We start from the raw sequence: 24,948 nt of genomic DNA, 5'->3' as shown, positions 1-24,948 counted from the left end.
AGCCTGCCGCCGCTGTCGCCCCGGGGGCTGCCGATCTAAAGCCGGCGCGGCTTGCAGGCAGGCCGGGGCTTCTGCCCTGGCCTGGCCAGTGTCGGCGATACATCCCGCCCGGGACAAACGATAGTTTTAGATAGATCTATGTTGCGCGCTCATCAATCCGCACGCGCCAGCCGCACACCGCGGAGACGCCCGCTCCTCCCTGCCGCCGTCATGGCGCCACCACCAGCGAGGCCAGCCAGTCGGCGAACAGCCGGGTCGCCGGTTTGAGTTGCCGCCGCTCCGGCCGAAGCAGATAAAAAGCGCCGCTCATCATCACCTTGGCGTCCGCCGCCATCACCAGCGCGCCGCTGGCCAGATAGCTGTCGATCAGATGCGCCCAGGCCAACGCCACCCCCTGCCCGGCCAGCGCGGCCTGCACCGCCAAGTGGTGATTGGTCACGCTCAACTGCCTGGCCGCCGGCCGCCAGGCGATGCCTTGGGCGGCAAACCATTGCGGCCAGTTGAACCAGTCCCGCAGGCCGCCATCCATGGTGATCAGCGTCTCGTCCAACAAGGCCGTCGCCGACGCCGGCCCGGCCGGCAAGTAAGCCGGGCTGCAGACCGCGTACATCTGTTCATCGAACAAGGCCACCGCATTGGCCGTCCTGGGGGGCTGGCGGAAATAGTAAACGCCGAGATCGAATTCGCCCGCCTGCAATTCCTGGACATCATCGTTGGCCAGGATGCGGATGGAGAGATCCGGCTGCGCTTGGCGAAAGGCGGACAGATGGGGCATCAGCCATAAGGAGGCGATCGCGGTGGAACAGGCCACCGTGACCTGCTTGTCTTGCTGCCAATGCATCAGACTGGCGGTGGCCGCGACCAATTGCTCCAAGGCGGCGCGGACCTCGTCCAGATACTGCGCGCCGGCCGGGGTCAGCTCCACCTTGCGGGTGCCGCGCTGCAGCAGCTTGCAGCCCAGGTAGTCCTCCAGCAGCAGCAACTGGCGGCTGACCGCGCCTTGCGACAGATTCAGCTCCGCGGCGGCCAGGGTAAAGCTGGAGAGCCGGGCCACGGCTTCGAAGGCGATCAGGGTATACAGGGGAGGCAGCGGTTTCATCGCCGCATTATGACATGCGCCCGGCCAGAACCAGGTCCGGGGCGAACTGCCACCGCAATGCGAAAAGCCGAACTCGATGAGTTCGGCTTTTCAGGTATCTGGTGGCCAGTCGCGGAATCGAACCACGGACACGCGGATTTTCAATCCGCTGCTCTACCAACTGAGCTAACTGGCCGACGGGTGCTGAAGCAAGGCGGTGATGGTGGCCAGTCGCGGAATCGAACCACGGACACGCGGATTTTCAATCCGCTGCTCTACCAACTGAGCTAACTGGCCATCACTGCTGCGCTGTCGCGCCGTCAGAGCCACGCATTTAATCAGAGGACGAATTCAGAGTCAAGGAATAATTGCAAAAAAACGAGAGGCCGCCGCGCTGGAAAAACAAGCGGGCCGGTCGCTCCAAACGACCGGCCCGCCGGATCAAAGACTTAGATCAGATCGCGTCCGGCTGGCGGGACGGGTGCGCGTCCGCGAAAGCCGGCAGCTGCTCCAGCGCGTCCGCAACGCGGGCGATGTTCGGATAGGCCGTCAGGTCCACGCCGAAACGGCGGGCGCTGAACACCTGCGGCAGCAGGCAGACATCGGCCAGCGTAGGCTGCTCGCCCGCCGCGTAGCGGCTCGGCGATTCGGCCAGCAGTTGCTCCAGCGCGTCGAAGCCGGTGCGGATCCAGTGCCGTATCCACTCCGCCTTGCCCTCCTCGTCCTTGCCGTACTCGGTCTGCAGATACTTGCCGACCCGGGTGTTCTGCAAGGGGTGGATGTCGGCGGCGATGGCCAGCGCCAGCGCGCGTACCCGCGCCCGCGCCGCCGCGCCGGCCGGCAGCAGCCGCGGCGTATCCGGATAGGCTTCGTCCAGGTACTCGCAGATGGCCAGCGACTGCGCGATCTTGACCCCGCCGTCGTCCAGCAGCGGCACCAGGCCTTGCGGGTTGATCGCCAAGTAGTCGGGACTGCGCTGCTCGCCCTTGAGCAGATTGACCGGCTGGTAACGGTAATCCAGCCCCTTGAGATTCAGCGCGATGCGTACCCGGTAGGCGGCGCTGGAGCGGAAATAACCGTACAGCACGCGCTCAGTCATGCTTCACCACGGTCTGTTCGATGGCGCCGAAGACGCTGGCGCCGGCGGCGTCCTTCATCTCGATGCGCACGCGGTCGCCCACTTTCATGAACGGAGTCGTCGGCGCGCCGCTCTCTATGGTCTCTATCATCCTTTGCTCCGCCAGGCAGCAGGAGCCGACGCTGCGGTCGTGATTGGACACGGTGCCGGAGCCGATGATGGAGCCGGCGGCCAGTTCGCGGGTCTTGGCCACGTGCGCCACCAGCTGCGGGAAGCTGAACTGCATTTCCACGCCGGCGTTGGGATGGCCGTAAGGCGCGCCGTTGTACTCCACCAGCAGCGGCAGATGCGCCTTGCCGTCGCGCCAGGCCGCGCCCAGCTCGTCCGGAGTCACCGCCACCGGCGAGAAGGCGGTGGCCGGCTTGCTCTGGAAGAAGCCGAAGCCCTTGGCCAGCTCGTTGGGAATCAGATTGCGCAGGCTGACGTCGTTGACCAGCATCAGCAGGCGGATCCGGCCGGCGCAGGCGGCGGCGTCGGCGCCCAACGGCACGTCGCCGGTGATCACCGCCACCTCGCCTTCGAAGTCCAGCCCCCAGGCCTCGTCGCGCAGCGGTATCGGCGCCAGCGGCGGCAGGAAAGCGTCGGAGCCGCCCTGATACATCAGCGGATCATGATAAAAGCTGGCCGGCACTTCCGCGCCGCGCGCCTTGCGCACCAGTTCCACGTGGTTCAGGTAAGCGCTGCCGTCCGCCCATTGATAGGCGCGCGGCAACGGGCTGTGGCAGCGTTGCGGCTCGAAGGCAAAGGCGCCCGGCACCTCGCCGGCGTTGAGCGCGGCGTAGACCTCCTGCAGCCGCGGCGCCAGCGCGTCCCAGCCGTCCAGCGCCTGTTGCAGGCTGGCGGCGATCTGCGGCACCGCCACCGCGCGGGACAGGTCGCGGCTGACGACCAACAACTGGCCGTCGCGGGTTTGATTCTGATAAGTGGCGAGTTTCATCTTCTATTCTTTCTGCAGCTGGGCAGCTGAAATTCCAGTGATACGGTATGACATGAAAGCTTCGTTTGAGGAGCATTTCGTCGCGAGCGGGCTGAGGTCGAAACGAGAAGCGCAGCGGTACAACTGGTACCGCGAGCATCACAGTTTCGAGATCAGCCTGCGCAGTAGAAATGAACTCAAACAATCAGGGCTTGGGTTTCCAGCTGTCCACATACTGGGCCCACTCCACCTCCGGCATCTGCGGCCCCTGCTCCAGCGCGTCGCGCGCGTCTATCATCACCGCCACTTCGTCGGTAAAGGTCTTGGGGTTCGTCATCGCCTTGGCGAAGGCCTTGGGATGCGGCCCGTGAGTGAAGCCCGCCGGGTGGAAGGTCAGCATGCCGGGCTTGATGTTGTCGCGGCTGAAGAAGTCGCCGGCGTGGTAGAAGATCACTTCGTCGTAATCGTCGTTGTTGTGATAGAACGGGACCTTCAAGGCGCCGGGATCGGACTCTATCGGCCGCGGCACGAAGGTGCAGATCACAAAGCCGTCGGCGACGAAGGTGGTGTGCGCCGACGGCGGCAAGTGGTAGCGATGGCTCATCAGCGGCCGGATGTCGCGCCAGTTGATGCGGGCGACGGAATGGTTGCCGTGCCAGCCTATCGCGTCCAGCGGATTGAACGGGTAGGTCACGGTGGACAGCGCGCCGCGGCGCTTGATCACCACCTGCCACTCGTCCTCGGTCTGCTGCGCGCGGAAGGCGTCGTCGATGGCCGGCACGTCCAGCATCGCCTCGTCGAAGATGGCGTGCGGCCCGACCAGGCCCTTGTCCGGCAACTGGTAGGCGCCGTTGCTGGCCTCTATCAGCAGCATGGTGGTGGGCGCGGCCGGCTCGATGCGCCAGCTGGTGGAGCGCGGCATCAGGATGTAGTCGCCGTCGCGATAGCTCAGATGGCCGTAATCGCAGAACAACTCGCCGCTGCCGGCGTGGATGAACAGCATGTCGTCGCCGTCGCCGTTGCGGAACAGCTGGGTCATCGGCTGATCCACGCTCCAGATGCGCAGCTTGCACTGGGCATTGTGCAGCACCAGCGGCGCCGCCCAGGGCGCGGCGACGTTCTTGGGCAGCTCGTTCAGGTCAAAGGCGCGCGGACGCAGCGGGCCCTCCCAGGCGCTCCAGCCGGTGGGCGGATGCTTGTGGTGCAGATGAGTGGCGGGACCGAAAAAACCGCTGCGCCCCACTTCGCGCTCGTAGATGGCCGCGTCCGGGAAATCGGCGTGGGCCTGGCGCGAGACGGTGCCTTCGCGATGGGGGTACTGAATCCATTTACGCATGATGTGTCCTTCACTCCCGCCGCCCGGGCGGCGGGATGGCATCGATGAAGCGCGGGCTTGAGCGACGGCGCGGCGCGTTTCGCTTCCGCAGCCGCAACGCCTTGTTTCGCCCCAGCCCGCGAGATCGCGAACCGCTTCTTTAGATCACGCCGCGGCGGATCTGGTCCTCTTCGATCGACTCGAACAGGGCGCGGAAGTTGCCCTCGCCGAAACCCTCGTTGCCCTTGCGCTGAATGATCTCGAAGAAGATCGGGCCGATCACGGTTTCGGTGAAGATCTGCAGCAGGATGCCGGCGCCGTCCACCGGCGCGCCGTCCACCAGGATATGGTTCTTGTGCAGGCGCGCCAGGTCCTCGCCGTGCCCGGGCACGCGCACGTCCACCTTTTCATAATAGGTGTCCGGGGTGTCGAGGAAGCGGGTGCCGGCGGCTTTCAGCGTTTCCACGGTCTGGTAAATGTCGCGAGTGGTCAGCGCGATGTGCTGGATGCCTTCGCCGTGGTATTCGCGCAGGAATTCCTCGATCTGGCTCTTGTCGTCGGAGGATTCGTTGATCGGGATGCGGATCTTGCCGCAGGGGCTGGTCATCGCCTGGGACACCAGGCCGGTGAGCTTGCCCTCGATGTCGAAATAACGGATTTCGCGGAAGTTGGCGATATCGGTGTAGAAGCCCGCCCACTTGGCCATATTGCCGCGGAACACATTGTGAGTCAGGTGATCGATCTCGTACAGGCCCACGCCTTGCGGATGCTGGTCGACGCCGTCCAGCGGCAGGAAGTCCACGTCGTAGATGCTGTGCTCCGGGCCATAGCGGTCGACGAAATACAGCGCCGAGCCGCCGATCCCCTCCACCGCCGGAATATTCAGCTCCATGAAGCCGATCGGGCGCTCGTATTTCTTGGCGCCGTGGGCCAGCGCGTATTCATAGGCCTTGGCCGCGTCCTTGACGCGCCACGCCATCGCACAAGCCGACGGACCGTGCTCGCGGCCGAAGGCGTTGGCCGGCTGCGACGACTCGCCGTTCAGAATGAAATTGATGTCGCCCTGGCGGAACAGACTGACGTTCTTGCTGCGGTGGCGCGCCACTTCGCTGAAGCCCAGGGACAGGAACAGGGCCTTGAGCTTGGCGATGCCTTCGGCGTTGGGCGCGGTGTATTCGACAAATTCAAAGCCGTCGGTGGCCAGGGGGTTTTTCAGCATGGTTTCCATTTTCATCTGTTTCTCCTGTTGTAGATGAGTGTGCGCCGGTTTGCGGCGAGCGGAAGTCGAGCGCCGCTCTGAACTGGCGACTTGGTCTTGTGGTCCGCGCAACAAGCTTGTTTATTAACAATTAACAGTAGCTTTTGATGGCATGTCTTGTGATAGTCTTGTCATGACATGTTGTAAAAAGCCCTGCGCAACGCATTTGGCTTCGCGTGGAAAAGTCGGAAGGGAAAAGACTGCTGGGGAGAAAGGCGCTTGCCGCGCGCTGGTTTAGCCTGCCGTGACGAGCGGCAAGCTTCTCCTCAAAATGTGAATCTTATCTCCGCCGTCTTATTCACTCGACAAACCCCGGTGCTTTTTTAGCGCCGTGTGTAGAATGCGTTTTTAGGCTTTTTATTCTATGGAAACTACGGGGCAATTTTCTTGCTAAATACCAAGAAACCAGTAATAACTAAGTATAAAACACTAATATTTTGCCTCTTTTAGGAGAAAACATGCCAAGTCTTACATTAGATAAGACAGACTTGCGTATTCTGGCCGAACTGCAACATGACGGCCGCTTAACCAATGTGGAATTAGCAGAACGGGTGGCCCTGTCTCCATCCCCTTGCCTGCGCCGTCTGAAGCAGCTGGAGGAGTCCGGCGTGATCCGCCAATACGTGGCGCTGCTGGACCCGGCCCGCATCGGCCTGGGCCTGCAGGCCTGGGTCAGGGTCACGCTGGAAAAGCGCGGCAACGCGCATTTGCAAAGCTTCATCGAAGCGGTGCAAAGCTGGCAGGAAGTCATCAACTGCTTTGCGATGACCGGCGAGATGGACTATCTGCTGCAAGTGTATTTCGAGGACATGGAGCACTTTTCGCGCTTCGTGATGGACGAGCTGTTGCAGCACCCCGGTGTCGCCGACGTGAAGTCCAGCTTCGTGCTCAAGGAGATCAAGCGGACGACTTCACTGCCGCTCGGCCAACTGCGTGGCCTTTAAGGCGGAGCGGCCTTGCGCCGCGTGCGGATTTGAAACAGAACGGCCCGGAACTCCGGGCCGTTTTGCATGGGAAAGCGTACCGACTCACAAACCCAGCCGTTGCCAGATGGTGGACACCAGCCCGGCCTGGTTCAGCGTGTAGAAGTGCAGGCCCGGCGCGCCGTGCTGCAGCAGCCGATCGCACAGCTCGGTCACCACGTCCAAGCCCAGCGCGCGGATGGAGGCGCTGTCGTCGTAATAAGCCTGCATGCGCTGGCGCAGCCAGCGCGGCACTTCCGCGCCGCACATGTCGGAAAAACGACACAGTTGCCCGAAATTGGAAATCGGCATGATGCCCGGAACGATGGGAATATTCACGCCGCGCGCCTGCGCTTCGTCGATGAAGCGGAAATAGGCGTCGGCGTTGAAGAAATACTGGGTCATCGCCGAATTGGCGCCGGCGTTGACCTTGCGCACGAAGTTGTTGATGTCGTCCTCGGCCGAGCGCGCCTGCGGGTGGAATTCCGGATAGGCGGCCACCTCGATGTGGAAATGGTCGCCGTGCTCGGCGCGGATGAACTCCACCAGCTCGTTGGCGTAACGGAACTCGCCGGCCGCCACCATACCGGACGGAATGTCGCCGCGCAGCGCGACGATGTGGCGGATGCCGTTGTTGCGGTATTCCTTGAGGATGGCGCCGATGTTCTCGCGGGTGGAGCCGATGCAGGACAGGTGCGGCGCGGCGGCGTGGCCTTCGCTGCGGATTTCCAGCACCGTCGCCAGCGTGCCGTCGCGGGTGGTGCCGCCGGCGCCGAAGGTGACGGAAAAGAACTGCGGCTTGAACTGGGCCAGCTGCTGGCGCGTGGTGCGCAGCTTGGCGATGCCTTCCGGGGTCTTGGGCGGAAAGAATTCGAAACTGAAGGTTCGGCTCTGTGCTGTCATGGTCTCTCTGCATCTCCCTGCGGGAGACTCCTTTGTTTTTTAGAGCGGCTAAGCAACCCCTGACGCTGCGTTGCGCCGACTTGCCGTACTCAAGTACTGCCTGCGTCGGCGCGCCTTGCCTCAGACGTGAAACTGAGTTTGTTAGCCGCTCTTATTAGAATGATCGCGATCCGCAGCAGCGGACAAAAAAAACGGACAGCACCATTCTAATAGCCCTGTCCGCTTTTTTATCGTTATAAAAATCAATAACGATAGTGATCCGGCTTATAAGGGCCTTGCTTGGGCACGCTGATGTAGGCGGCCTGTTCGTCGGACAGCTCGGTCAGCCGGGCGCCGATGCGGCCCAGGTGCAAACGCGCCACCTTCTCGTCCAGATGCTTGGGCAACACATACACCTGTTTGCCGTATTGCAGGCCGTTGGCGAAGATTTCCACCTGCGCCAGCACCTGGTTGGTGAAGGAGTTGGACATCACGAAGCTGGGATGGCCGGTGGCGCAACCCAGATTGACCAGCCGGCCTTCGGCCAGCAGGATCACCCGTTTGCCGTCCGGGAAGATGATGTGGTCCACCTGCGGCTTGATATTGTCCCACTGGTACTGGCGCAGGCTGGCGACTTCGATCTCGCTGTCGAAATGGCCGATATTGCAGACGATGGCGTTGTTGCGCATCTTCTTCATGTGCTCGTGGGTGATCACGCCGACGTTGCCGGTGGCGGTGACGAAGATGTCGGCCTGGTCGGCCACTTCGTCCATGCGCACCACGCGGTAGCCCTCCATCGCCGCCTGCAGCGCGCAGATCGGATCCACCTCGGTCACCCACACCGTGGCGCCCAGGCCGCGCAGGCTTTGCGCGCAACCCTTGCCCACGTCGCCGTAGCCCAGCACCACCGCCACCTTGCCGGCCACCATCACGTCGGTGGCGCGCTTGATGCCGTCCACCAGCGATTCGCGGCAGCCGTAGAGGTTGTCGAACTTGGACTTGGTCACCGAGTCGTTGACGTTGAAGGCAGGGAACGGCAGCCGCCCTTCCTTCTCCAGCTGGTACAGGCGGTGCACGCCGGTGGTGGTTTCCTCGGTCACGCCCTTGATGTGCTGGAGGCGCTTGGAATACCACTGCGGATCTTTTTCCAGATAACGGGCAATGGCGGCGAACAGCGCGGTCTCCTCCTCGTTGGACGGATGGCTGATCGCGCCGCGGTCGCTTTCCGCCTTGCTGCCCAGCATCAGCAGCAAGGTGGCGTCGCCGCCGTCGTCCAGAATCATATTGGCCGGCTCCTGCTCCGGCCATTCGAAGATCTTGTGGCTGAACTCCCAGTACTCGTCCAGGCTCTCGCCCTTGAAGGCGAACACCGGAATGCCGGCCGCGGCGATGGCGGCGGCGGCGTGATCCTGGGTGGAGAAGATGTTGCAAGAGGCCCAGCGCACTTCCGCGCCCAGCGCCACCAGGGTCTCGATCAAGACCCCGGTCTGTATCGTCATGTGCAGGCTGCCGGCGATGCGCGCGCCGCGCAGGGGCTGGCTGTGTCGGTGCTCGTCGCGCAGGGCCATCAGGCCCGGCATCTCGGTTTCGGCAATCGCCAGTTCCTTGCGGCCCCAGGCGGCCAGATTGATATCGGCAACATGAAAATCAGTGAAATCAGCCATCGCGAGCATTCCTTGGTTCACGCGGCCGGCCAGGATGCGGCTCACCCGCTCCCGTGCCCGGCACGGTTTTGATCAGGTGAGCGCCGTTGAAGCGGGAGCGGCCCGAGCCTGGGGATGGATCATCCTCGCAGCGCCCCTCGGGCCGACCGGACGCCGGTGGCGTGGACACGCGGACGGCGACGTTTCGATTATACCTATGCCGCTCGGAAAAGGTAGGAGTCCGCATGCCAAGAAGATACACTACCGGCTTGCCGATTCATCGCCGCCCCATGACTTTCGACTTCACCCCGCTGGCCGCCCTGTCCGGGATCGCCGCGCTGATTTCCACCGCCATCGCCGCCATCGCCTGGTATCGCCGCCAGTTTCCCGGCGTGCGCTGGCTGGCGCTGCTGATGAGCTCGGTGGCGTTCTGGTCCGCCGGCGCGATGTGCGAGCTGGCCGCCGCCAGCCTGTCGGCCAAGATCGCCTGGTCCAAGCTGGAATACCTGGGCACCTTGAGCACCCCGGTGCTGTTCCTGCTGCTGGCGCTGGACTACAACCGCATCCAGCTGAGCCGGCGCTGGCTAGCCGCGCTGTTCGCGCTGCCGCTGCTCTGCTTCGTCCTGGCGCTCAGCAACGAGAGCCACCACCTGGTGTGGACCGGCTACCGGCCCAGCCCCTCCGGCTACAATCTGCTGATCTACGGTCACGGCCCGGCGTTCTGGATCGGCGTCGCCGGCTACTCCTATCTGATGATGCTGATCGGCTCGCTGATGCTGATCCGCGCACTGCATTACTACCCGGCCCACTTCCGCGGCCAGTCCATCGTGCTGATGGCCAGCGCCTGCGCGCCCTGGCTGGGCAACGTCCTCTACCTGAGCGGCGCCATGCCCTTGCAGGGCCTGGACCCGACGCCGCTGGCCTTCGCCGTCACCGGCCTGGTGTTCGCGCTGGACCTGCTCTATCTGCGCCTGCTCTATCTGGTGCCGGTGGCGCGCGCGCGCTCCTTCGAGGCCATGGGCGACGGGGTGCTGGTGATAGACGACGAGCTGCGCATCCTGGACCTCAACCCGGCCGCCGCGCGGCTGCTGGGCCGGCCCGGCCGCCAGCTGCTGGGTCAGCCCTTGCCGGCGGACTGGCCGCGGGAACCTATCCTGAGCGGCCGGGAGCAATCCTTGGAGCTGTCCTTGCAAGACGGCGCGCGCATCCTGGACCTGCGCGTGTATCCTATCGCCCAACATCCTCAACCCCACTCCAGCCGCATGCTGGTGGCGCGCGACATCACCGAGCGGCGCCGGGCCGAAGAAGCGCTGCGCGGCGCCAACCAGACCCTGGCCTTGCGCATCGCCGAAATCGAAGCGCTGCAGGCGGCGCTGCGCGAGCAGGCCTTGCGCGACCCGCTGACCGGCCTGTACAACCGCCGTTATCTGGACGACGCCTTCGCCCGCGAACTGAGCCGCGCCCGCCGCGACGGCGCGCCGCTCAGCATCGCGCTGATCGATCTGGACGACTTCAAACGCATCAATGACAGCTTCGGCCATTACTTCGGCGACGAGGTCTTGCGCCGCCTGTCCGCGTTGCTGGCCGAAGACGGCCGCGGCGGCGACATCCTCTGCCGGCTGGGCGGCGAGGAATTCCTGGTGCTGATGCCCGGCGCGGACGGCGAGCAGGCCCTGCGCCGCGCCGAGGGCTGGCGCTCAGCCTTCCAGCGGCTGCCGCACGGCGCCGGCGACGACAGTTTCTGCGCCACCTTTTCCTGCGGCCTGGCCGCCTTCCCGCTGCACGCGGACAACCCGGCCGCGCTGTACCAGGCCGCGGACCGGGCCCTGTACGCGGTCAAGGCCGGCGGCAAAAACGCCTGCCGGCTGAGCGCGGCTCTTTAATCAGGACAAAAAAAACGCCTGTCCGCGGACAGGCGTTTCTCGGCGCGAAGCCTAACGCGATTTACAGACCGGCGTCGGCGCGCAGCGCTTCCACCTTGTCGGTGCGCTCCCAGCTGAATTCCGGCTCTTCCCGGCCGAAATGGCCGTAAGCGGCGGTCTTGCTGTAGATCGGACGCAGCAGGTCCAGCATCTGGATGATGCCTTTCGGACGCAGGTCGAAATGCTTCTTCACCAGTTCGACAATCTTCTCGTTCGGAATCGAGTTGGTGCCGAAGGTGTCCACCGCGATCGAGGTCGGCTCGGCCACGCCGATGGCGTAGGAAACCTGGATCTGGCACTGGCGCGCCAGGCCGGCGGCGACGATGTTCTTCGCCACGTAGCGGCCGGCGTAGGCGGCGGAGCGGTCCACCTTGGACGGGTCCTTGCCGGAGAAAGCGCCGCCGCCGTGCGGCGCCGCGCCGCCGTAGGTGTCGACGATGATCTTGCGGCCGGTCAGGCCGCAATCGCCCATCGGGCCGCCAATGACGAAACGGCCGGTCGGGTTGATCAGGAACTTGGTTTCCGGCGTGATCATCTCCGGCGGCAGCACCGGCTTGATGATGTCCTCGATCACCGCCTCGGTCAGCGTCTTGTGATCGATGTCCGGGGTGTGCTGGGTGGACAGCACCACGGTGTCGATGCGCTTGGGCAGGCCGGTGGCGCCGTCGTAGACGCAAGTGATCTGGCTCTTGGCGTCCGGACGCAGCCACGGCAGACGGCCGTCCTTGCGCAGTTCGGCCTGACGCTGCACCAGACGGTGCGCGTAGTAGATCGGGAACGGCATCAGCGTCGGGGTTTCATCGCAGGCATAGCCGAACATCAGGCCCTGGTCGCCGGCGCCCTGGTTCAGGTCCAGACCTTCGCCTTCGTTGACGCCCTGGGCGATGTCCTGCGACTGCTTGTCGTAGCAAGCCATGACCGCGCAACCGCGGAAATCGAAGCCCAGCGCGGAGTCGTCGTAACCGATGCGCTTGATGGTTTCGCGGGCGATCTTGATGTAATCGATATTGGCGCTGGTGGTGATTTCGCCGGCCAACACCACCAGGCCGGTGTTCACCAGGGTCTCGGCGGCGACGCGCGCGTGCTTGTCCTCGCGCAGGATGGCGTCGAGGATGGCGTCGGAGATCTGATCGGCGACTTTGTCCGGGTGTCCTTCCGACACCGACTCAGATGTAAACAGATATTCGCTCATTTATTATTCGTTCCCGAAAAATGCAAAACCTTGTGATGATAAAATAGGTCGCTTTAAGACCAAGACTGAGCTTCATATGTCTAAGCTAGTCCATTTATTGCTGTCTTTCCTGGCGCACCTGCCTTTATCCTGGCTACAAGGCCTAGGTGCCGTTCTTGGACGACTGACTTATCATGCGTCCCCCCGCTACAGAGCACGGCTCCGGGAGAACCTAAGTTCTAGTAAAATCTGCCGAAATTATCAGCTTTTACCGCGTTTAGTCAAACAAAGCGCCGCGGAAACCGGCAAAGGCGCGCTGGAACTGGCCATCGCCTGGTGCCGGGAGCCGGACGACATCGCCGCCATGGTCAAATCCTGCTCCGGCTGGGAACACGTCGAGGCGGCGCTGGCCAAAGGCCACGGCATCGTCTTCGTCACCCCTCATCTGGGCAGCTACGACATCGCCGGCCGCTACATCAGCTCGCGGCTGCCGTTTCCGCTGACCGCGATGTACCGTCCGCCCAAGCTGGCCTGGCTGGAACCGGTGATGCAGGCCGGCCGCGCGCGCGGCAAGGGCAAGACCGCGCCGGCCACCGGCGCCGGCGTGCGCGTGCTGATGAAGGCGCTGAAATCCGGCGAGGCCACCATCATCCTGCCGGACCAGGTGCCCGGCAACGGCGAAGGCGTGTGGGCGCCGTTCTTCGAACGCCCGGCCTACACCATGACCCTGGTGCCGCGGCTGGCGCAGATCAGCGGCGTGGAGACGCTGTTCTTCGTCGGCGAGCGTCTGCCGGGCGGCCAGGGCTTCCGCGTGCACATCGAACCGCCGGCGCAAGCCTTCAGCGGCGACAAGGAGCAAGACGCCGCCCAGCTAAACGCCCAGGTGGAAGCGCTGATCCGCCGCTTCCCCAGCCAATACCTGTGGAGCTATAACCGCTATAAATGTCCGCCCGGCGTCAGCCGGCCGGACGCGCAATAACAGGGGACCTCGGAAAACCCTCGCCAGCACAGCGAGGTTTTCGAGCATTCCCACGAGGAAATTTATGAAATTCGCTTTTGCCCTGCTCTGGCTCATCCGCCTGCTGCCGATGTGGGCGATCGGCCTGCTGGCCCGCGGCCTGGGCAATATCGCCTACTGTCTGGCCCACGGCCGCCGCCGCGTCGGCATGATCAATCTGCGGCTGTGCTTTCCCGAGATGCCGGTGGCGGAGCGCCGCCGGCTGATCCGCCGCAATTTCCAGCACATGATACGCATGGTGCTGGAGTACGGCGTGGTCTGGTGGAGCTCGGCCGCGCGCATCGACAAGCTGGTGGAGATCAAGAACCTGCACTACGTCACCGCGCTGCGCGAACGCGGCGAAGACGTGATCCTGTTCTACCCCCACTTCGTCGGCTTCGAAATGTGCGTGTATTCGCTGAATCAGCATATCCCGCTGGTCAGCGTCTACTCCCATCAGAAGAACGAAGCGCTGGACCGCCAGATTTATCAGGGACGCCAGCGCTACGACAACGCCTACATCGTGTCGCGCCAGGAGGGCCTGCGCCCCATCATCAAGGCGATGCGCAAGGACCACGCGCCCTTCCTCTACCTGCCGGATCAGGACTTCGGCGTCCGCGACTCGGTGTTCGTCGACTTCTTCGGCGTCAAGGCCGCCACCATCACCGGCCTGTCCCGCATCAGCAAGCTGGCGCGCGCCAAGGTGGTGCCCGCCATCGCCCGCCGCGTCGGCGACCGCTTCGAGCTGGAGTTCTATCCGCCTTGGGACGACTACCCCAGCGAGGACGTGGAGGCCGACACCCGCCGCATGAACGCCTTCCTGGAGCAGCGCGTCCGCGAAATCCCGGACCAGTACTTCTGGCTGCACAAGCGCTTCAAGAGCCGGCCGCAAGGCGAGGCGCGCTTCTACTAAGTCCACAAGCCTCACGCTATCAGGGGCGCCGCATAGCGGTGCCCTTCTCCGTCAGACCTCGGCGAACGCGTCCATCAGCAAGAAAGTGCCCGCCTGCCGCTGACGGCTGTCTATCTGCGGCACCAGCCGCTGGAAATGCTCGGTGGCGCAATGACGGTCCAGGGCCGCCCGGTCCGGCCAGGTTTCGATGAAGACGAAATGGCCGGGGTCTTTCTGGTCGATGAACAGCTCGTAGCTGATGCAGTCCGGCTCTTGCCGCGTCTTCGCCAGCAGTTCGCGATACAGCGGCATCACCTCGGCCACCCGGTCCGGCTGAATGAAGTCCTGAGCGATCACTTTCAACATTCCATTCCCCCTTCTCTGCATTTCGCGGCTTGGCGCGCGCCGCCGCTCTCCCCAAAAAAACAGCGCGGACGGGGAAACCCCGTCCGCGCCGCGTATTGCGTCCGCCCGGCTCGCGCTAGGCCCGTCGCCGCCAGAAGTAGCGATAGACGTAGCCCGGAAACGCGAACACCAGGAACAGCGACACAGTCGTCACGTAGAACTGCCAGTTCTGCGGCTGCACCGGCATCAGCCGGCTTTCCAGCAGATAGGCGAAGCCGCCCACCAGCAAGTACAGCGCCATCAGTTCCAGAAAGCGCCAGCCAAAATGCTTGTTGGCCACTTTCCACACCCCGCCCACTTTCTGGGTCAGGAACGGCAGGTTCGCCGCCGCCAGGGCAACGATCAGCAAAGCGATGACGCTGGATTGCATGGCGGACTGGCCTTAAATCACGGTGAGCGATTGACGCACGACTTGCAGGCACAGCTCCATCGCGCGCTCCGGCAGCAGGCCGATGAAGAGCAGGGCCAGCGCGTTCAGCGACAGCACCAGCTTCATGTCGCCGCGCACCACGATATCGCTGCGGTCTTCGGCGTCGTCGAAATACATCGCCTTCACTACGCGCAGGTAGTAGAACGCGCCGATCACCGACATCAGCACCGCGAAGATGGCCAGCTTGATCATGCCGATGTCGACGATGGCCTTGATCACCGCGAACTTGGCGTAGAAGCCCACCAGCGGCGGGATGCCGGCCATGGAGAACATAGTCAGCAGCATCAGCAGCGCGTACCAGCTGTTGCGACTGTTCAGGCCCTTCAGATCGTCGACCTTCTCGCACTCGAAACCGGCGCGCGACAGCGCCAGCAGCATGCCGAAGCTGACCAGGGACATCAGCACATAGCTCAGCGCGTAGAACAGCGCGGCCGAGTAGCCGACCTTGGTGCCGGCCAGTACGCCCAAGAGCAGGAAGCCCATGTGCGAGATCGTCGAGTAGGCCAGCATCCGCTTGATATTGGTCTGCACGATGGCGGTGATGTTGCCGATGGCCATCGACAGCGCGGCCACGATCACCAGCATCTGCTGCCAGTCCGCCACCAGCGCGTCCAGGCCCTGGGCCAGGATGCGCAGCGTGAACACGAAGGCGGCCAGCTTGGGCGCCGCGCCCACCATCAGCGTCACCGAAGTCGGCGCGCCGTGGTAAACGTCAGGCACCCACATGTGGAACGGCACCGCGCCCAGCTTGAAGGACAGGCCGGCCACGATGAAGACCAGGCCGAAGACCAGCAGCACGTCGTTGGCCTTGTGCGCGGCGATGGACTTGGCCACCGTGGCCAGTTCCAGCGAGCCGGTGGCGCCGTAAACCATGGAAATGCCGTAGAGCAGCAGGCCGGAAGCCAGCGCGCCCAGCACGAAGTACTTCATCGCCGCCTCGGTGGCCTGCACCGAGTCGCGCTGCAGCGCGATCAGCGAGTACAGCGCCAGCGACAGCAGTTCCAGGCCCATGTACAGGGTCAGGAAGTGCGAGGCGGACACCATCAGGTTCATGCCCAAGAGCGCGAACAGCGCCAGCGAGAAATACTCGCCCTTGAACAGCTGACGGTCGGCGGTGTACTGCCGGCTGTAGATCAGCACGATGGCGGTGACCGCGTACATGGCCAGCTTGACCACGCCGCCCATCGGATCGGCGACGAACATGCCGGAGAAGGTGACCACCGGCTGCGCGGTGAAAGTCATCACCTGCGCCACCGCCGCGCCCAACAGGCTCAGCAGGGTCAGGCCCAGGGTGATGCCGCGCTTTTCATCCGAAACGAACAGGTCCGCCATCAGCACGAACAGGATCGCGCCGGCGAGGAACATCTCCGGAATTGCCGGTATCAGGTTGAGATCAGCCCAATTCATTGTTTCCATTCCTTCCGCGCTTACAGCTTGCTCTGCGAGACATGCAGGATCAGGTCATTGACCGACAGGTGCATTTTCTCGACGAAGGCTTGCGGATACAGGCCCATGCCCAGCACCGCGATGGCCAGGATGGCCAGCACCAGGAATTCGCGCTTGTTGACGTCGGACAACTCGGCCACATGGCTGTTGCCCACATCGCCGAAGATCACGCGCTTGTACATCCACAAGGTATAGGCCGCGCCGAAGATCAGCGTGGTGGCGGCCAGCGCCGCGTACCAGAAGTTCACCTGCACCGCGCCCATGATCACCATGAACTCGCCGACGAAGCCGGAAGTGGCCGGCAGACCGGAGTTGGCCATCGCGAACAGCATCATGAAGGCGGCGAAGATAGGCATCTTGTTGGCCACGCCGCCGTAGTCGGCGATGTTGCGGCTGTGCACGCGGTCGTACATCACGCCGATGCAGAAGAACATCGCGGCGGACACGAAGCCGTGGGACACCATCTGCACCAGCGCGCCCTCAACCGCCCACTGGTTCAGTTCGGAACCGGTGAACAGGAACAGGCCCAGGGTGACGAAGCCCATGTGCGAGATGGAGGAGTAAGCCACCAGCTTCTTCATGTCGGACTGCACCAGCGCCACCAGGCCGATGTAGACCACCGCCACCAGCGACAGCGCCACCATCACGCCGGACAGCTCGCGCGCGGCGTCCGGCAGGATGGGCAGCACGAACCGCAGGAAGCCGTAGGCGCCGATCTTCAGCGTGATCGCGGCCAGCACCATGGAGCCGCCGGTCGGCGCTTCCACGTGGGCGTCCGGCAGCCAGGTGTGCACCGGCCACATCGGCACCTTCACCGCGAAGGACAGGAAGAAGGCGACGAACAGCAGGATCTGCACCGTCAGCGGGATCTTGGCGATGTCGTGGAAAGCCTGGATGTCGAAGGACTTGCCGGCCTGGAAGTACAGGTAGATCAAGGCCACCAGCATCAGCAGCGAGCCGAGCAGGGTGTAGAGGAAGAACTTGATCGACGCGTACACGCGACGCGGGCCGCCCCAGACGCCGATGATCAGATACATCGGAATCAGCATGCCTTCGAAGAAGACGTAGAACAGGATGGCGTCCAGCGCGGCGAAGGCGCCGTTGATCAGGCCGGACATGATCAGGAAGGCGGCCATGTACTGCGACACGCGCTTCTGGATCACTTCCCAGCCCGCCACCACCACCAGCAGGGTGGTGAAGCTGTTGAGCACCACGAACAGCATCGAGATGCCGTCCACGCCCAGGTGGTAGTTGATGCCGAGGGATTCGATCCACGGCTTCATCTCGACGAACTGCATGCCGCCGCTGAGGTTGTTGAACTCGGTGAACAGCGGCAGCGACAGCAGGAAGCCCGCCAACGCGCCCGCCGCGGCCAGCCAGCGCGCCAGCGTGGCCCGCTGGTCGCCCCCCGTAGCCAGCACCAGCAACCCGGCCGCGATAGGGGTCCAGATCACCAGAGACAATAGATTTGTGAACATAGTCAAACCCAAGTTGTTATTCCAATCCCGGAGCCCGGGCTCAACGCCAGATCAGCGGAAAGAACCACATCGTCATCAAGGCCAGCACCCCGATGATCATCGCGGTGGCGTAGCTGTAGATGAAGCCGGTCTGCGCGCGGCGGATGAAGCCGGAGAAGGTCGCCACCAGTTTGGCGGTGCCGTTCACCAGCAAGCCGTCGATCAACAGCATGTCGCCCACCTTCCAGAACAAGGTGCCCAGAGCGCGCGAGCCCTTGGCGAACACGGCGAAGTAGATCTCGTCCAGGTAGTACTTGTTCTCCAGGATCTTGTTCACCAGGCCGAACTTCTGCTTGATGGCGGCCGGAATCTGCGGCGCCTTCATGTAGAAGAACCAGGCGGTCGCCACGCCGGCCACCGCCAGCCACAGCGGCAGGGTGCTCAGCGAATGCACGCCCATGGCGGCCGCGCCGTGGAACTCGCGGGCGATCTCTTCCATCGCCGGGTGCAGTTCATTGTTGACGGTTATCACGCCTTTGAAGAAGTCGCCGTACAGCAGCGGCTCGATCGCGAAGTAACCGACCAGCACCGACGGAATCGCCAGCAGCACCAGCGGCAGGGTCACCACCCACGGGGACTCGTGCGGCTTGTCGTTCGGGCCCAGGCCGTGGTGATGGTCGTGGGACACCTCTTCTTCATCGCTGTCGCCGTGGTGTTCGTGATGCGAGCCATGGTTCTCCATCCAGCGCTCCTTGCCGTGGAAGACCAGGAAGTACATGCGGAAGGAGTAGAAGGCGGTGACGAACACGCCGGCGATCACCGCGAAGTAGGCGAAACCGGACGCGGACAGATTGGACGCGTGCACCGCCTCGATGATGGAGTCCTTGGAGTAGAAGCCGGAGAAGAACGGCGTGCCGATCAAGGCCAGCGAACCCAAGAGCGAAGTCAGCCAGGTGATGGGCATGTACTTGCGCAGGCCGCCCATATTGCGCATGTCCTGATCATGGTGCATGCCGATGATCACCGAACCCGCCGCCAGGAACAGCAGCGCCTTGAAGAAGGCGTGGGTCATCACGTGGAACATCGCCACCGAGTAGGCCGAGGCGCCCAGCGCCACGGTCATATAGCCCAGCTGCGACAGCGTGGAGTAGGCCACCACGCGCTTGATGTCGTTCTGGACGATGCCGAGGAAGCCCATGAACAGCGCGGTGATGGAACCGGCGACCATGATCACGTTCAGCGCGGTGTCGGACAGCTCGAACAGCGGGCTCATCCGCGACACCATGAAGATGCCGGCGGTCACCATGGTGGCCGCGTGGATCAGCGCCGAGATCGGGGTAGGGCCTTCCATCGAATCCGGCAGCCACACGTGCAGCGGGAACTGCGCCGATTTGCCCATCGCGCCGATGAACAGCAGGATGCAGGTCACGCTCAGCAGCGACCACTCGGTACCCGGAATCAGGCTGATGGTCTTGTTGGCCAGCGCCGGAGCGGCGGCGAACACGTCGCTGTAGTTCAGCGAGCCGCCGAAGTAGGCCAGCACCAGGCCGATGCCCAGCAGGAAGCCGAAGTCGCCGACGCGGTTGACCAGGAAGGCCTTCAGGTTGGCGTAGATCGCGGTCGGACGCTTGAACCAGAAGCCGATCAGCAGATAGGACACCAGGCCCACCGCTTCCCAACCGAAGAACAGCTGGATGAAGTTGTTGCTCATCACCAGCATCAGCATCGAGAAGGTAAACAGCGAGATATAGCTGAAGAAACGCTGATAGCCCGGGTCTTCCTGCATGTAGCCTATGGTGTAAATGTGCACCATCAGCGACACGCTGGTGACCACCACCAGCATCATCGCGGTCAGCGAATCCACCAGGAAGCCCACCGAGAACTCGTAGCCTCCCACTGTCAGCCAGGTGTAAACCGGACCGTTGAACACTTCAGCCTGCCCGGTCAGGAAGGCGTGAAGCACCTTGAGCGACAGCGCGGCGGACAGCGCCACGCCGGCTATCGTCACGACGTGCGAAGCGCGCCGGCCGATGGCCCATCCAAATAGGCCTGCAATGATGGAACCCGCCAGCGGGGCGAGTGCAATCAGCAGGTATAAGCTCTTCATATCCATGCTTGTGTGCTTTGTGTAGGTTCCGGTTTGCCTTAGCCTTTGAGGCTGCCCAAGTCTTCAACGTTGATGGTGCGCAGATTGCGGAACAGCACCACCAGGATGGCGAGGCCGATCGCGGCTTCGGCCGCGGCCACCGTCAGGATGAAGAATACGAAGATCTGGCCCGCCGTATCCGACAGGTAATGCGAGAACGCGATGAAATTGAAGTTCACCGCGAGCAGCATCAGCTCGATGGCCATCAGCAGCACGATCAGATTTTTCCGGTTCAGGAAAACGCCCAGCACGCCGATGGCAAACAGGATTGCGGCCAGCACCAGGAAGTGAGTCAGTGTCAGCACATTTCCTCCCTTATGTTGTTTGGCCGTCAGGCCTGTTGCTTACCGGATTCGGCCTCGGAGGCCTCCTCCACCGTGGATTCTTCCGCAGGCTGTTCGGCCTGCATCTTCACCAGACGCACGCGGTCGTTGCGCTTGACCTTGACTTGCAGCGCCGGATCGATCGCCTTGGTGTCCTTGCGGCTGCGCATGGTCAGGCCGATGGCGGCCACCATGGCCAGCAGCAGCACCACCGCCGCCACTTCGAAGGGCAGCAGATAAGTGGTGTACAGCTGGCGGCCCAGCACTTTGACGTTGCTGAAGTCGGCTGCCAGCGGCGCGGCGGCCTGGTAGGCGTCCAGCCTGGCGCTCGGGCTGGCCAGAATCATCGCCATTTCAAACACCATGATGATGCCGACGGCGGCGGCGACCGGAAGATTCTTCCAGAAGCCCTCGCGCAGTTTCTCGATGTTGATGTCCAGCATCATCACCACGAACAGGAACAACACCATCACCGCGCCCACATACACCACCACCAGGGTGATGGCCAGGAACTCGGCTTCCATCAGCAGCCACAGGCCGGCGCTGTTGAAGAAGGCCAGCACCAGGAACAAGGCCGCGTGAATCGGGTTCTTGGCCGTCACCACGCGGATGCCCGCGAACACCAGGATGGCGGACAGAACATAGAAGACAAACATTGTGAAGTTCATGACCCCCCCTTAGCGATACTTGGCGTCGGCCGCCTTGTTGGCGGCGATCTCGGCTTCGTACTTGTCGCCGATCGCCAACAACATCGGCTTGGTGTAGTACAGATCGCCACGTTTTTCGCCGTGGTATTCGAAGATGTGGGTTTCCACGATGGCGTCCACCGGACAGGCTTCCTCGCAGAAGCCGCAGAAGATGCACTTGGTCAGATCGATGTCGTAGCGCGTGGTGCGGCGGGTGCCGTCGTCGCGCTGTTCGGACTCGATGCTGATCGCCATCGCCGGACACACCGCCTCGCACAGTTTGCAGGCGATGCAGCGCTCTTCGCCGTTGGCGTAGCGGCGCTGAGCATGCAGGCCGCGGAAGCGCGGCGAGATCGGCGTCTTCTCTTCGGGGAACTGGACCGTGATCTTGCGGGCGAAGAAGTAGCGGCCAGTGACCATCAGGCCCTTGACCAGCTCCACCAGCAGGAAGGTCTTGAAAAAGTTTCGGATCGAATTCATCTTTTCACCTATCCCCGTCTCAGTGCCACAAGGACAGCGGGGTCATCATCCAGACGCCCACCACCAGGATCCACACCAGGGTCACCGGGATGAACACCTTCCAGCCCAGACGCATGATCTGGTCGTAGCGATAACGCGGGAAGGTGGCGCGGAACCACAGGAAGCAGAACAGCACCATCGCCACCTTGAGCGCCAGCCAGAAGAAGCCGCCCGCGCCCAGAATGCCCCAGGACGCCGGGAACGGCGACAGCCAGCCGCCGAGGAACAGCAGCGCGGTCAGCGCGGCGACCAGGATCATGTTGGCGTATTCGGCCAGGAAGAAGATGGCGAAGGCCATGCCCGAGTACTCGACGTGGAAGCCGGCGACGATCTCGGATTCGCCCTCGGCCACGTCGAACGGCGCGCGGTTGGTTTCGGCCACGCCGGAAATCAGGTAGACCACGAACAGCGGGAACAGCGGCAGCCAGTTCCACGACAGCACGGAACCGCCGGCCATGCCCTGCCCTTGCTGCTGGACGATCTCCACCAGGTTCAGGCTGCTGGACACCATCAGCACGCCGATCAGCGCGAAGCCCATCGCCAGTTCGTAAGACACGATCTGGGCGGCGGAACGCATGGCGCCGAGGAAGGAGTACTTGGAGTTGCCCGCCCAGCCGGCGATGATCACGCCGTAAACGCCCATCGAGGTCAAGGCCAGGATGTAGAGCAGCGAGGCGTTGACGTTGGCCAGCACCAGCTTGTCGGTGAAGGGAATCACCGCCCAGGCCGCCAGCGCCGGAGCGATGGACAGCACTGGGGCCAGCAGGAACAGGCCCTTGCTGGAGTTGGTGGGCAGGATGATTTCCTTCATCAGCAGCTTGACCGCGTCGGCGATCGGCTGCAGCAGGCCCAGCGGGCCTACCCGGTTGGGGCCGATGCGGATCTGCATGAAGCCGATGACCTTGCGCTCGGCATAGGTCAGGTAGGCGACGCACAGCAGCATCGGCAATACGATGGCGATGATCTTCAACAGGGTCCAAACCACAAGCCCCGCGTCAGTGCCAAGAATACCTTGCAAGAACTCCATGCTTTACCCCTGGGTGATCTCGATAGCGTCGAACATGCCGCCCAGCGCCAGCGTGGCCGCGTGAGCGGTGGCGATGCGGACCGTATCCTGCGGCAGGCTGTCGTCGGCGACGATGCGCACGCGCGCCTGGCCGGACCCCTGGCTCAGCAATGCGGTGCTGTCGGCGGCGATGCCCAGCTTCTGCAACAGGGCGCCGTGGGCGGAGGCCACCGGCTCGGCCGCGTCGCGGGTCTGCTGCAGCGACTCGGCGCGGCGGCAGACGGCGTCGGCCTGGTACAGCGGCACTTCGCCGATGCGGCTCAGCCCTGCGGTCGCGGCGGCGGCGACGTTCAGCTGGCTCAACGCGTTGTTCAGACGCGCGGCGATGTCGCCCTTGGCCAGCAGTTCGGCGCGCACTTCCTCGGCGCTGTTGAAGTCGAAGCCGGACAGATTCAGCATATTGCCCAACACGCGCAGCACTTTCCAGGCCGGACGGGCTTCGCCCAGCGGACGCACCACGCCGTTGAACGGCTGCAGCTTGCCTTCCATATTGACGAAGGAGCCGGCGGTCTCGGAGAACGGCGCGATCGGCAGCAGCACGTCGGCGTAATCCAGCAGACCCTGGCCCTTGAACGCGCTCAGCGCGATCACGGTGGCCGCCTGCTTCATCGCGGCGACGGCGGCTTGCGGGTTGTAGCTGTCGAACTCCACTTCGGTGTTCAGCAGCACGTAAGCCTTCTTGGGCTGCGCGATCATCGCGGCGGCGTTGGCGCCCGCGCCTTGCGGCAGCGCGCCCACCAGTTCCGCGCCCGCGCTGTTGGCGGCTTCGGACAACACGCCGAAGCTCGCGCCGCTCAGGCGCGCGATTTCCTGCGCCACGGCCAGCAGCTGGCTGAACGCCGGATGGTGTTGCGCCACGTTGCCCAGCACCACGGCGGCGGTTTCCGCGCCGCTCAGGCTTTCGGCGATGCGGCGCGCCTCGGCGGACACTTGCACCGCGGACAGATCGACGGCGGTTTCGCCGCCCTTGATCTCGGCCACGGCCTTCAGCACCTGGGCGAAGCCGTTGACCAGCGCCAGCGGCGACACGATCAGCTTGGCGTTGACCTTGATCAGCAGGTCGTCGTCGGCGACGTGGATAATGTTAAGCTCGCTGCCCTTCTTGGCCGCGGTGCGCAGGCGCGAGGTCAGCAGCGGCTGTTCCTTGCGCAGCGTGGAGCCCACCACCAGCACCGATTTGGCCGCGGCCAGATCGGAAATGCTGGAGCCCAGCCATTCCGCGCCCTGCTTGGCCGCGTCGGCGGCGAAGTCGCTGCGGCGCAGGCGGTAATCAATGCTTTCCACGCCGAAGGCGCGCGCCAGCTTCTGGGCCAGATGCAGTTCTTCGGTGGTGGAGTGCGGGCTGGTCAGGAAGCCGATGGCGTCCTTGCCGTGATCGGCGGACACGCCGTTCAGGCCCTTCACCACGTAGTTCAACGCGGTTTCCCAGTCGGTCTCGTGCCACTTGCCGTCGAACTTGATCATCGGCTGCTTCAGACGCTCGGCCGAGTTCAAGCCTTCGTAGGAGAAGCGATCGCGGTCGGCGATCCAGCACTCGTTGATGGCTTCGTTTTCCAGCGGCAGCACGCGCATCACTTCATTGCTCTTGACCTGAACGATCAGGTTGGAGCCCAGGCCGTCGTGCGGGCTGACCGATTTGCGGCGCGACAGCTCCCAGGCGCGGGTGCTGTAGCGGAACGGCTTGGAGGTCAGCGCGCCCACCGGGCACAGGTCGATGACGTTGCCGGAGATTTCCGAGTCCACGGTCTTGCCGAGGAAGGGCAGAATCTCGGAGAACTCCCCGCGATGGGCCATGCCGATTTCCTGGAAGCCGCCGACTTCCTCGGTGAAGCGCACGCAACGGGTACAGTGAATGCAGCGCGACATTTCTTCCGCGGAAACCAGCGGACCCATGTCCTTGCCCACCACCACGCGCTTTTCTTCCTGATAACGCGAGGAGGAGTTGCCGTAGCCCACGGCCAAGTCCTGCAGCTGGCATTCGCCGCCCTGATCGCAGATCGGGCAATCCAGCGGATGGTTGATCAGCAGGAATTCCATCACGCCGGCCTGGGCCTTCTTGGCCATGTCGGAGTGGGTATGGACCTTCATGCCGTCGGTCACCGGGGTGGCGCAAGCCGGCAGCGGCTTGGGCGCCTTTTCCACTTCCACCAGGCACATGCGGCAGTTGGCCGCGATGGACAGCTTCTTGTGGTAGCAGAAGTGCGGAATGTACGTGCCCACCGAGTGGGCCGCTTCCATGACGGTGCTGCCTTGCGGGACCGTCAGTTTTTTTCCGTCGATTTCGATTTCAAGCATC

Annotated in this window: 22 protein-coding genes, 2 tRNA genes and 1 riboswitch; of the genes, 4 read left to right on the top strand and 20 right to left on the bottom strand. The window is 63.6% G+C overall.

Features of this window, described 5'->3' with window-relative positions; all coding sequences use genetic code 11:
- Nucleotides 1-208 precede the first annotated feature (208 nt).
- The 7 genes from VK98_RS07295 to hppD form a co-directional block, all read right to left on the bottom strand.
- Entirely contained in the window at nucleotides 209-1,099 is an 891-nt protein-coding gene (locus VK98_RS07295) for a LysR substrate-binding domain-containing protein (RefSeq protein WP_048413421.1), read from the bottom strand.
- A gap of 99 nt (nucleotides 1,100-1,198) precedes the next feature.
- A tRNA-Phe gene (locus VK98_RS07290) sits at nucleotides 1,199-1,274 on the bottom strand.
- A gap of 25 nt (nucleotides 1,275-1,299) precedes the next feature.
- A tRNA-Phe gene (locus VK98_RS07285) sits at nucleotides 1,300-1,375 on the bottom strand.
- Between the two features lie 157 nt (nucleotides 1,376-1,532).
- Complete coding sequence (maiA, locus tag VK98_RS07280; protein WP_048413420.1) at nucleotides 1,533-2,177, bottom strand: maleylacetoacetate isomerase; 645 nt, start codon at nucleotides 2,175-2,177, stop codon at nucleotides 1,533-1,535.
- Entirely contained in the window at nucleotides 2,170-3,153 is a 984-nt protein-coding gene (locus VK98_RS07275) for a fumarylacetoacetate hydrolase family protein (protein WP_048413419.1), read from the bottom strand. The genes maiA and VK98_RS07275 overlap by 8 nt, the downstream gene beginning before the upstream one ends.
- A gap of 184 nt (nucleotides 3,154-3,337) precedes the next feature.
- Nucleotides 3,338-4,468, bottom strand: coding sequence for a homogentisate 1,2-dioxygenase (locus VK98_RS07270; RefSeq protein ID WP_048413418.1), 1,131 nt, complete (start codon nucleotides 4,466-4,468; stop codon nucleotides 3,338-3,340).
- Between the two features lie 139 nt (nucleotides 4,469-4,607).
- Entirely contained in the window at nucleotides 4,608-5,681 is a 1,074-nt protein-coding gene (hppD, locus tag VK98_RS07265) for a 4-hydroxyphenylpyruvate dioxygenase (protein ID WP_048413417.1), read from the bottom strand.
- Between the two features lie 482 nt (nucleotides 5,682-6,163).
- On the opposite strand from hppD, the gene VK98_RS07260 reads away from it, so the two are divergent.
- Entirely contained in the window at nucleotides 6,164-6,649 is a 486-nt protein-coding gene (locus tag VK98_RS07260; RefSeq protein ID WP_039756263.1) for an Lrp/AsnC family transcriptional regulator, read from the top strand.
- Between the two features lie 84 nt (nucleotides 6,650-6,733).
- On the opposite strand, the gene metF is transcribed toward VK98_RS07260, so the two are convergent.
- On the bottom strand, nucleotides 6,734-7,570 hold the full coding sequence (gene metF / locus VK98_RS07255; protein ID WP_048413416.1) for a methylenetetrahydrofolate reductase [NAD(P)H]: 837 nt from the start codon (nucleotides 7,568-7,570) through the stop codon (nucleotides 6,734-6,736).
- Between the two features lie 242 nt (nucleotides 7,571-7,812).
- Nucleotides 7,813-9,222, bottom strand: a complete 1,410-nt coding sequence (ahcY, locus tag VK98_RS07250) for an adenosylhomocysteinase (RefSeq protein ID WP_048413473.1) — start codon at nucleotides 9,220-9,222, stop codon at nucleotides 7,813-7,815.
- Between the two features lie 62 nt (nucleotides 9,223-9,284).
- Nucleotides 9,285-9,358, bottom strand: a riboswitch (S-adenosyl-L-homocysteine riboswitch).
- Nucleotides 9,359-9,437: 79 nt separating this feature from the next.
- Between ahcY and VK98_RS07245 the strand changes: the two genes are divergently transcribed.
- The gene (locus VK98_RS07245) at nucleotides 9,438-11,075 is read left to right on the top strand and encodes a histidine kinase N-terminal 7TM domain-containing protein (protein ID WP_082158812.1); all 1,638 of its coding nucleotides are present in this window, start codon (nucleotides 9,438-9,440) and stop codon (nucleotides 11,073-11,075) included.
- A 61-nt stretch (nucleotides 11,076-11,136) separates the two neighbouring features.
- On the opposite strand, the gene metK is transcribed toward VK98_RS07245, so the two are convergent.
- On the bottom strand, nucleotides 11,137-12,306 hold the full coding sequence (metK, locus tag VK98_RS07240) for a methionine adenosyltransferase (RefSeq protein WP_048413414.1): 1,170 nt from the start codon (nucleotides 12,304-12,306) through the stop codon (nucleotides 11,137-11,139).
- Nucleotides 12,307-12,382: 76 nt separating this feature from the next.
- On the opposite strand from metK, the gene VK98_RS07235 reads away from it, so the two are divergent.
- Complete coding sequence (locus VK98_RS07235) at nucleotides 12,383-13,264, top strand: lysophospholipid acyltransferase family protein (RefSeq protein ID WP_048413413.1); 882 nt, start codon at nucleotides 12,383-12,385, stop codon at nucleotides 13,262-13,264.
- A gap of 64 nt (nucleotides 13,265-13,328) precedes the next feature.
- On the top strand, nucleotides 13,329-14,195 hold the full coding sequence (locus tag VK98_RS07230; RefSeq protein WP_048413412.1) for a lipid A biosynthesis lauroyl acyltransferase: 867 nt from the start codon (nucleotides 13,329-13,331) through the stop codon (nucleotides 14,193-14,195).
- A gap of 51 nt (nucleotides 14,196-14,246) precedes the next feature.
- Here the strand turns inward: VK98_RS07230 and VK98_RS07225 are convergent, their stop codons facing one another.
- The 10 genes from VK98_RS07225 to nuoG form a co-directional block, all read right to left on the bottom strand.
- A complete protein-coding gene (locus VK98_RS07225; RefSeq protein WP_048413411.1) occupies nucleotides 14,247-14,540 on the bottom strand; it encodes a putative quinol monooxygenase in 294 nt (97 codons plus the stop codon).
- Between the two features lie 115 nt (nucleotides 14,541-14,655).
- Nucleotides 14,656-14,949, bottom strand: coding sequence for a DUF2818 family protein (locus VK98_RS07220; RefSeq protein ID WP_048413410.1), 294 nt, complete (start codon nucleotides 14,947-14,949; stop codon nucleotides 14,656-14,658).
- A 12-nt stretch (nucleotides 14,950-14,961) separates the two neighbouring features.
- The gene (gene nuoN / locus VK98_RS07215) at nucleotides 14,962-16,416 is read right to left on the bottom strand and encodes an NADH-quinone oxidoreductase subunit NuoN (RefSeq protein WP_048413409.1); all 1,455 of its coding nucleotides are present in this window, start codon (nucleotides 16,414-16,416) and stop codon (nucleotides 14,962-14,964) included.
- Between the two features lie 20 nt (nucleotides 16,417-16,436).
- Nucleotides 16,437-17,933: an NADH-quinone oxidoreductase subunit M gene (locus VK98_RS07210; RefSeq protein ID WP_048413408.1), complete on the bottom strand. Its 1,497-nt coding sequence runs from the start codon at nucleotides 17,931-17,933 to the stop codon at nucleotides 16,437-16,439.
- Between the two features lie 40 nt (nucleotides 17,934-17,973).
- Entirely contained in the window at nucleotides 17,974-20,025 is a 2,052-nt protein-coding gene (nuoL, locus tag VK98_RS07205) for an NADH-quinone oxidoreductase subunit L (RefSeq protein WP_048413407.1), read from the bottom strand.
- A 32-nt stretch (nucleotides 20,026-20,057) separates the two neighbouring features.
- Entirely contained in the window at nucleotides 20,058-20,363 is a 306-nt protein-coding gene (gene nuoK, locus VK98_RS07200; RefSeq protein ID WP_019102195.1) for an NADH-quinone oxidoreductase subunit NuoK, read from the bottom strand.
- Between the two features lie 26 nt (nucleotides 20,364-20,389).
- Nucleotides 20,390-21,049 carry an NADH-quinone oxidoreductase subunit J gene (locus VK98_RS07195; RefSeq protein WP_039755352.1) on the bottom strand — a complete coding sequence of 220 codons (660 nt, stop codon included), beginning with the start codon at nucleotides 21,047-21,049 and terminating at the stop codon, nucleotides 20,390-20,392.
- A 9-nt stretch (nucleotides 21,050-21,058) separates the two neighbouring features.
- The gene (gene nuoI / locus VK98_RS07190; RefSeq protein WP_019102197.1) at nucleotides 21,059-21,547 is read right to left on the bottom strand and encodes an NADH-quinone oxidoreductase subunit NuoI; all 489 of its coding nucleotides are present in this window, start codon (nucleotides 21,545-21,547) and stop codon (nucleotides 21,059-21,061) included.
- 19 nt (nucleotides 21,548-21,566) lie between these two features.
- Entirely contained in the window at nucleotides 21,567-22,613 is a 1,047-nt protein-coding gene (gene nuoH, locus VK98_RS07185) for an NADH-quinone oxidoreductase subunit NuoH (RefSeq protein WP_048413406.1), read from the bottom strand.
- Between the two features lie 3 nt (nucleotides 22,614-22,616).
- Nucleotides 22,617-24,947, bottom strand: coding sequence for an NADH-quinone oxidoreductase subunit NuoG (nuoG, locus tag VK98_RS07180; protein WP_048413405.1), 2,331 nt, complete (start codon nucleotides 24,945-24,947; stop codon nucleotides 22,617-22,619).
- Nucleotide 24,948 lies beyond the last annotated feature (1 nt).

This window comes from Chromobacterium sp. LK11 (assembly GCF_001043705.1).
In the GTDB taxonomy this organism is placed as follows: Bacteria; Pseudomonadota; Gammaproteobacteria; order Burkholderiales; family Chromobacteriaceae; genus Chromobacterium; species Chromobacterium alkanivorans.
The sequence above is the reverse complement of the archived record's forward strand: the minus strand, read 5'-3'. Positions and strand labels throughout refer to the sequence as shown.

Excerpts from the sequence above, each read along its gene's own strand:
- VK98_RS07295 (WP_048413421.1), bottom strand. The coding sequence starts at position 1,099 with ATGAAACCGCTGCCTCCCCTGTATACCCTGATCGCCTTCGAAGCCGTG.
- maiA (WP_048413420.1), bottom strand. The coding sequence starts at position 2,177 with ATGACTGAGCGCGTGCTGTACGGTTATTTCCGCTCCAGCGCCGCCTAC.
- VK98_RS07275 (WP_048413419.1), bottom strand. The coding sequence starts at position 3,153 with ATGAAACTCGCCACTTATCAGAATCAAACCCGCGACGGCCAGTTGTTG.
- VK98_RS07270 (WP_048413418.1), bottom strand. The coding sequence starts at position 4,468 with ATGCGTAAATGGATTCAGTACCCCCATCGCGAAGGCACCGTCTCGCGC.
- hppD (WP_048413417.1), bottom strand. The coding sequence starts at position 5,681 with ATGAAAATGGAAACCATGCTGAAAAACCCCCTGGCCACCGACGGCTTT.
- VK98_RS07260 (WP_039756263.1), top strand. The coding sequence starts at position 6,164 with ATGCCAAGTCTTACATTAGATAAGACAGACTTGCGTATTCTGGCCGAA.
- metF (WP_048413416.1), bottom strand. The coding sequence starts at position 7,570 with ATGACAGCACAGAGCCGAACCTTCAGTTTCGAATTCTTTCCGCCCAAG.
- ahcY (WP_048413473.1), bottom strand. The coding sequence starts at position 9,222 with ATGCTCGCGATGGCTGATTTCACTGATTTTCATGTTGCCGATATCAAT.
- VK98_RS07245 (WP_082158812.1), top strand. The coding sequence starts at position 9,438 with ATGCCAAGAAGATACACTACCGGCTTGCCGATTCATCGCCGCCCCATG.
- metK (WP_048413414.1), bottom strand. The coding sequence starts at position 12,306 with ATGAGCGAATATCTGTTTACATCTGAGTCGGTGTCGGAAGGACACCCG.
- VK98_RS07235 (WP_048413413.1), top strand. The coding sequence starts at position 12,383 with ATGTCTAAGCTAGTCCATTTATTGCTGTCTTTCCTGGCGCACCTGCCT.
- VK98_RS07230 (WP_048413412.1), top strand. The coding sequence starts at position 13,329 with ATGAAATTCGCTTTTGCCCTGCTCTGGCTCATCCGCCTGCTGCCGATG.
- VK98_RS07225 (WP_048413411.1), bottom strand. The coding sequence starts at position 14,540 with ATGTTGAAAGTGATCGCTCAGGACTTCATTCAGCCGGACCGGGTGGCC.
- VK98_RS07220 (WP_048413410.1), bottom strand. The coding sequence starts at position 14,949 with ATGCAATCCAGCGTCATCGCTTTGCTGATCGTTGCCCTGGCGGCGGCG.
- nuoN (WP_048413409.1), bottom strand. The coding sequence starts at position 16,416 with ATGAATTGGGCTGATCTCAACCTGATACCGGCAATTCCGGAGATGTTC.
- VK98_RS07210 (WP_048413408.1), bottom strand. The coding sequence starts at position 17,933 with ATGTTCACAAATCTATTGTCTCTGGTGATCTGGACCCCTATCGCGGCC.
- nuoL (WP_048413407.1), bottom strand. The coding sequence starts at position 20,025 with ATGGATATGAAGAGCTTATACCTGCTGATTGCACTCGCCCCGCTGGCG.
- VK98_RS07195 (WP_039755352.1), bottom strand. The coding sequence starts at position 21,049 with ATGAACTTCACAATGTTTGTCTTCTATGTTCTGTCCGCCATCCTGGTG.
- nuoI (WP_019102197.1), bottom strand. The coding sequence starts at position 21,547 with ATGAATTCGATCCGAAACTTTTTCAAGACCTTCCTGCTGGTGGAGCTG.
- nuoH (WP_048413406.1), bottom strand. The coding sequence starts at position 22,613 with ATGGAGTTCTTGCAAGGTATTCTTGGCACTGACGCGGGGCTTGTGGTT.
- nuoG (WP_048413405.1), bottom strand. The coding sequence starts at position 24,947 with ATGCTTGAAATCGAAATCGACGGAAAAAAACTGACGGTCCCGCAAGGC.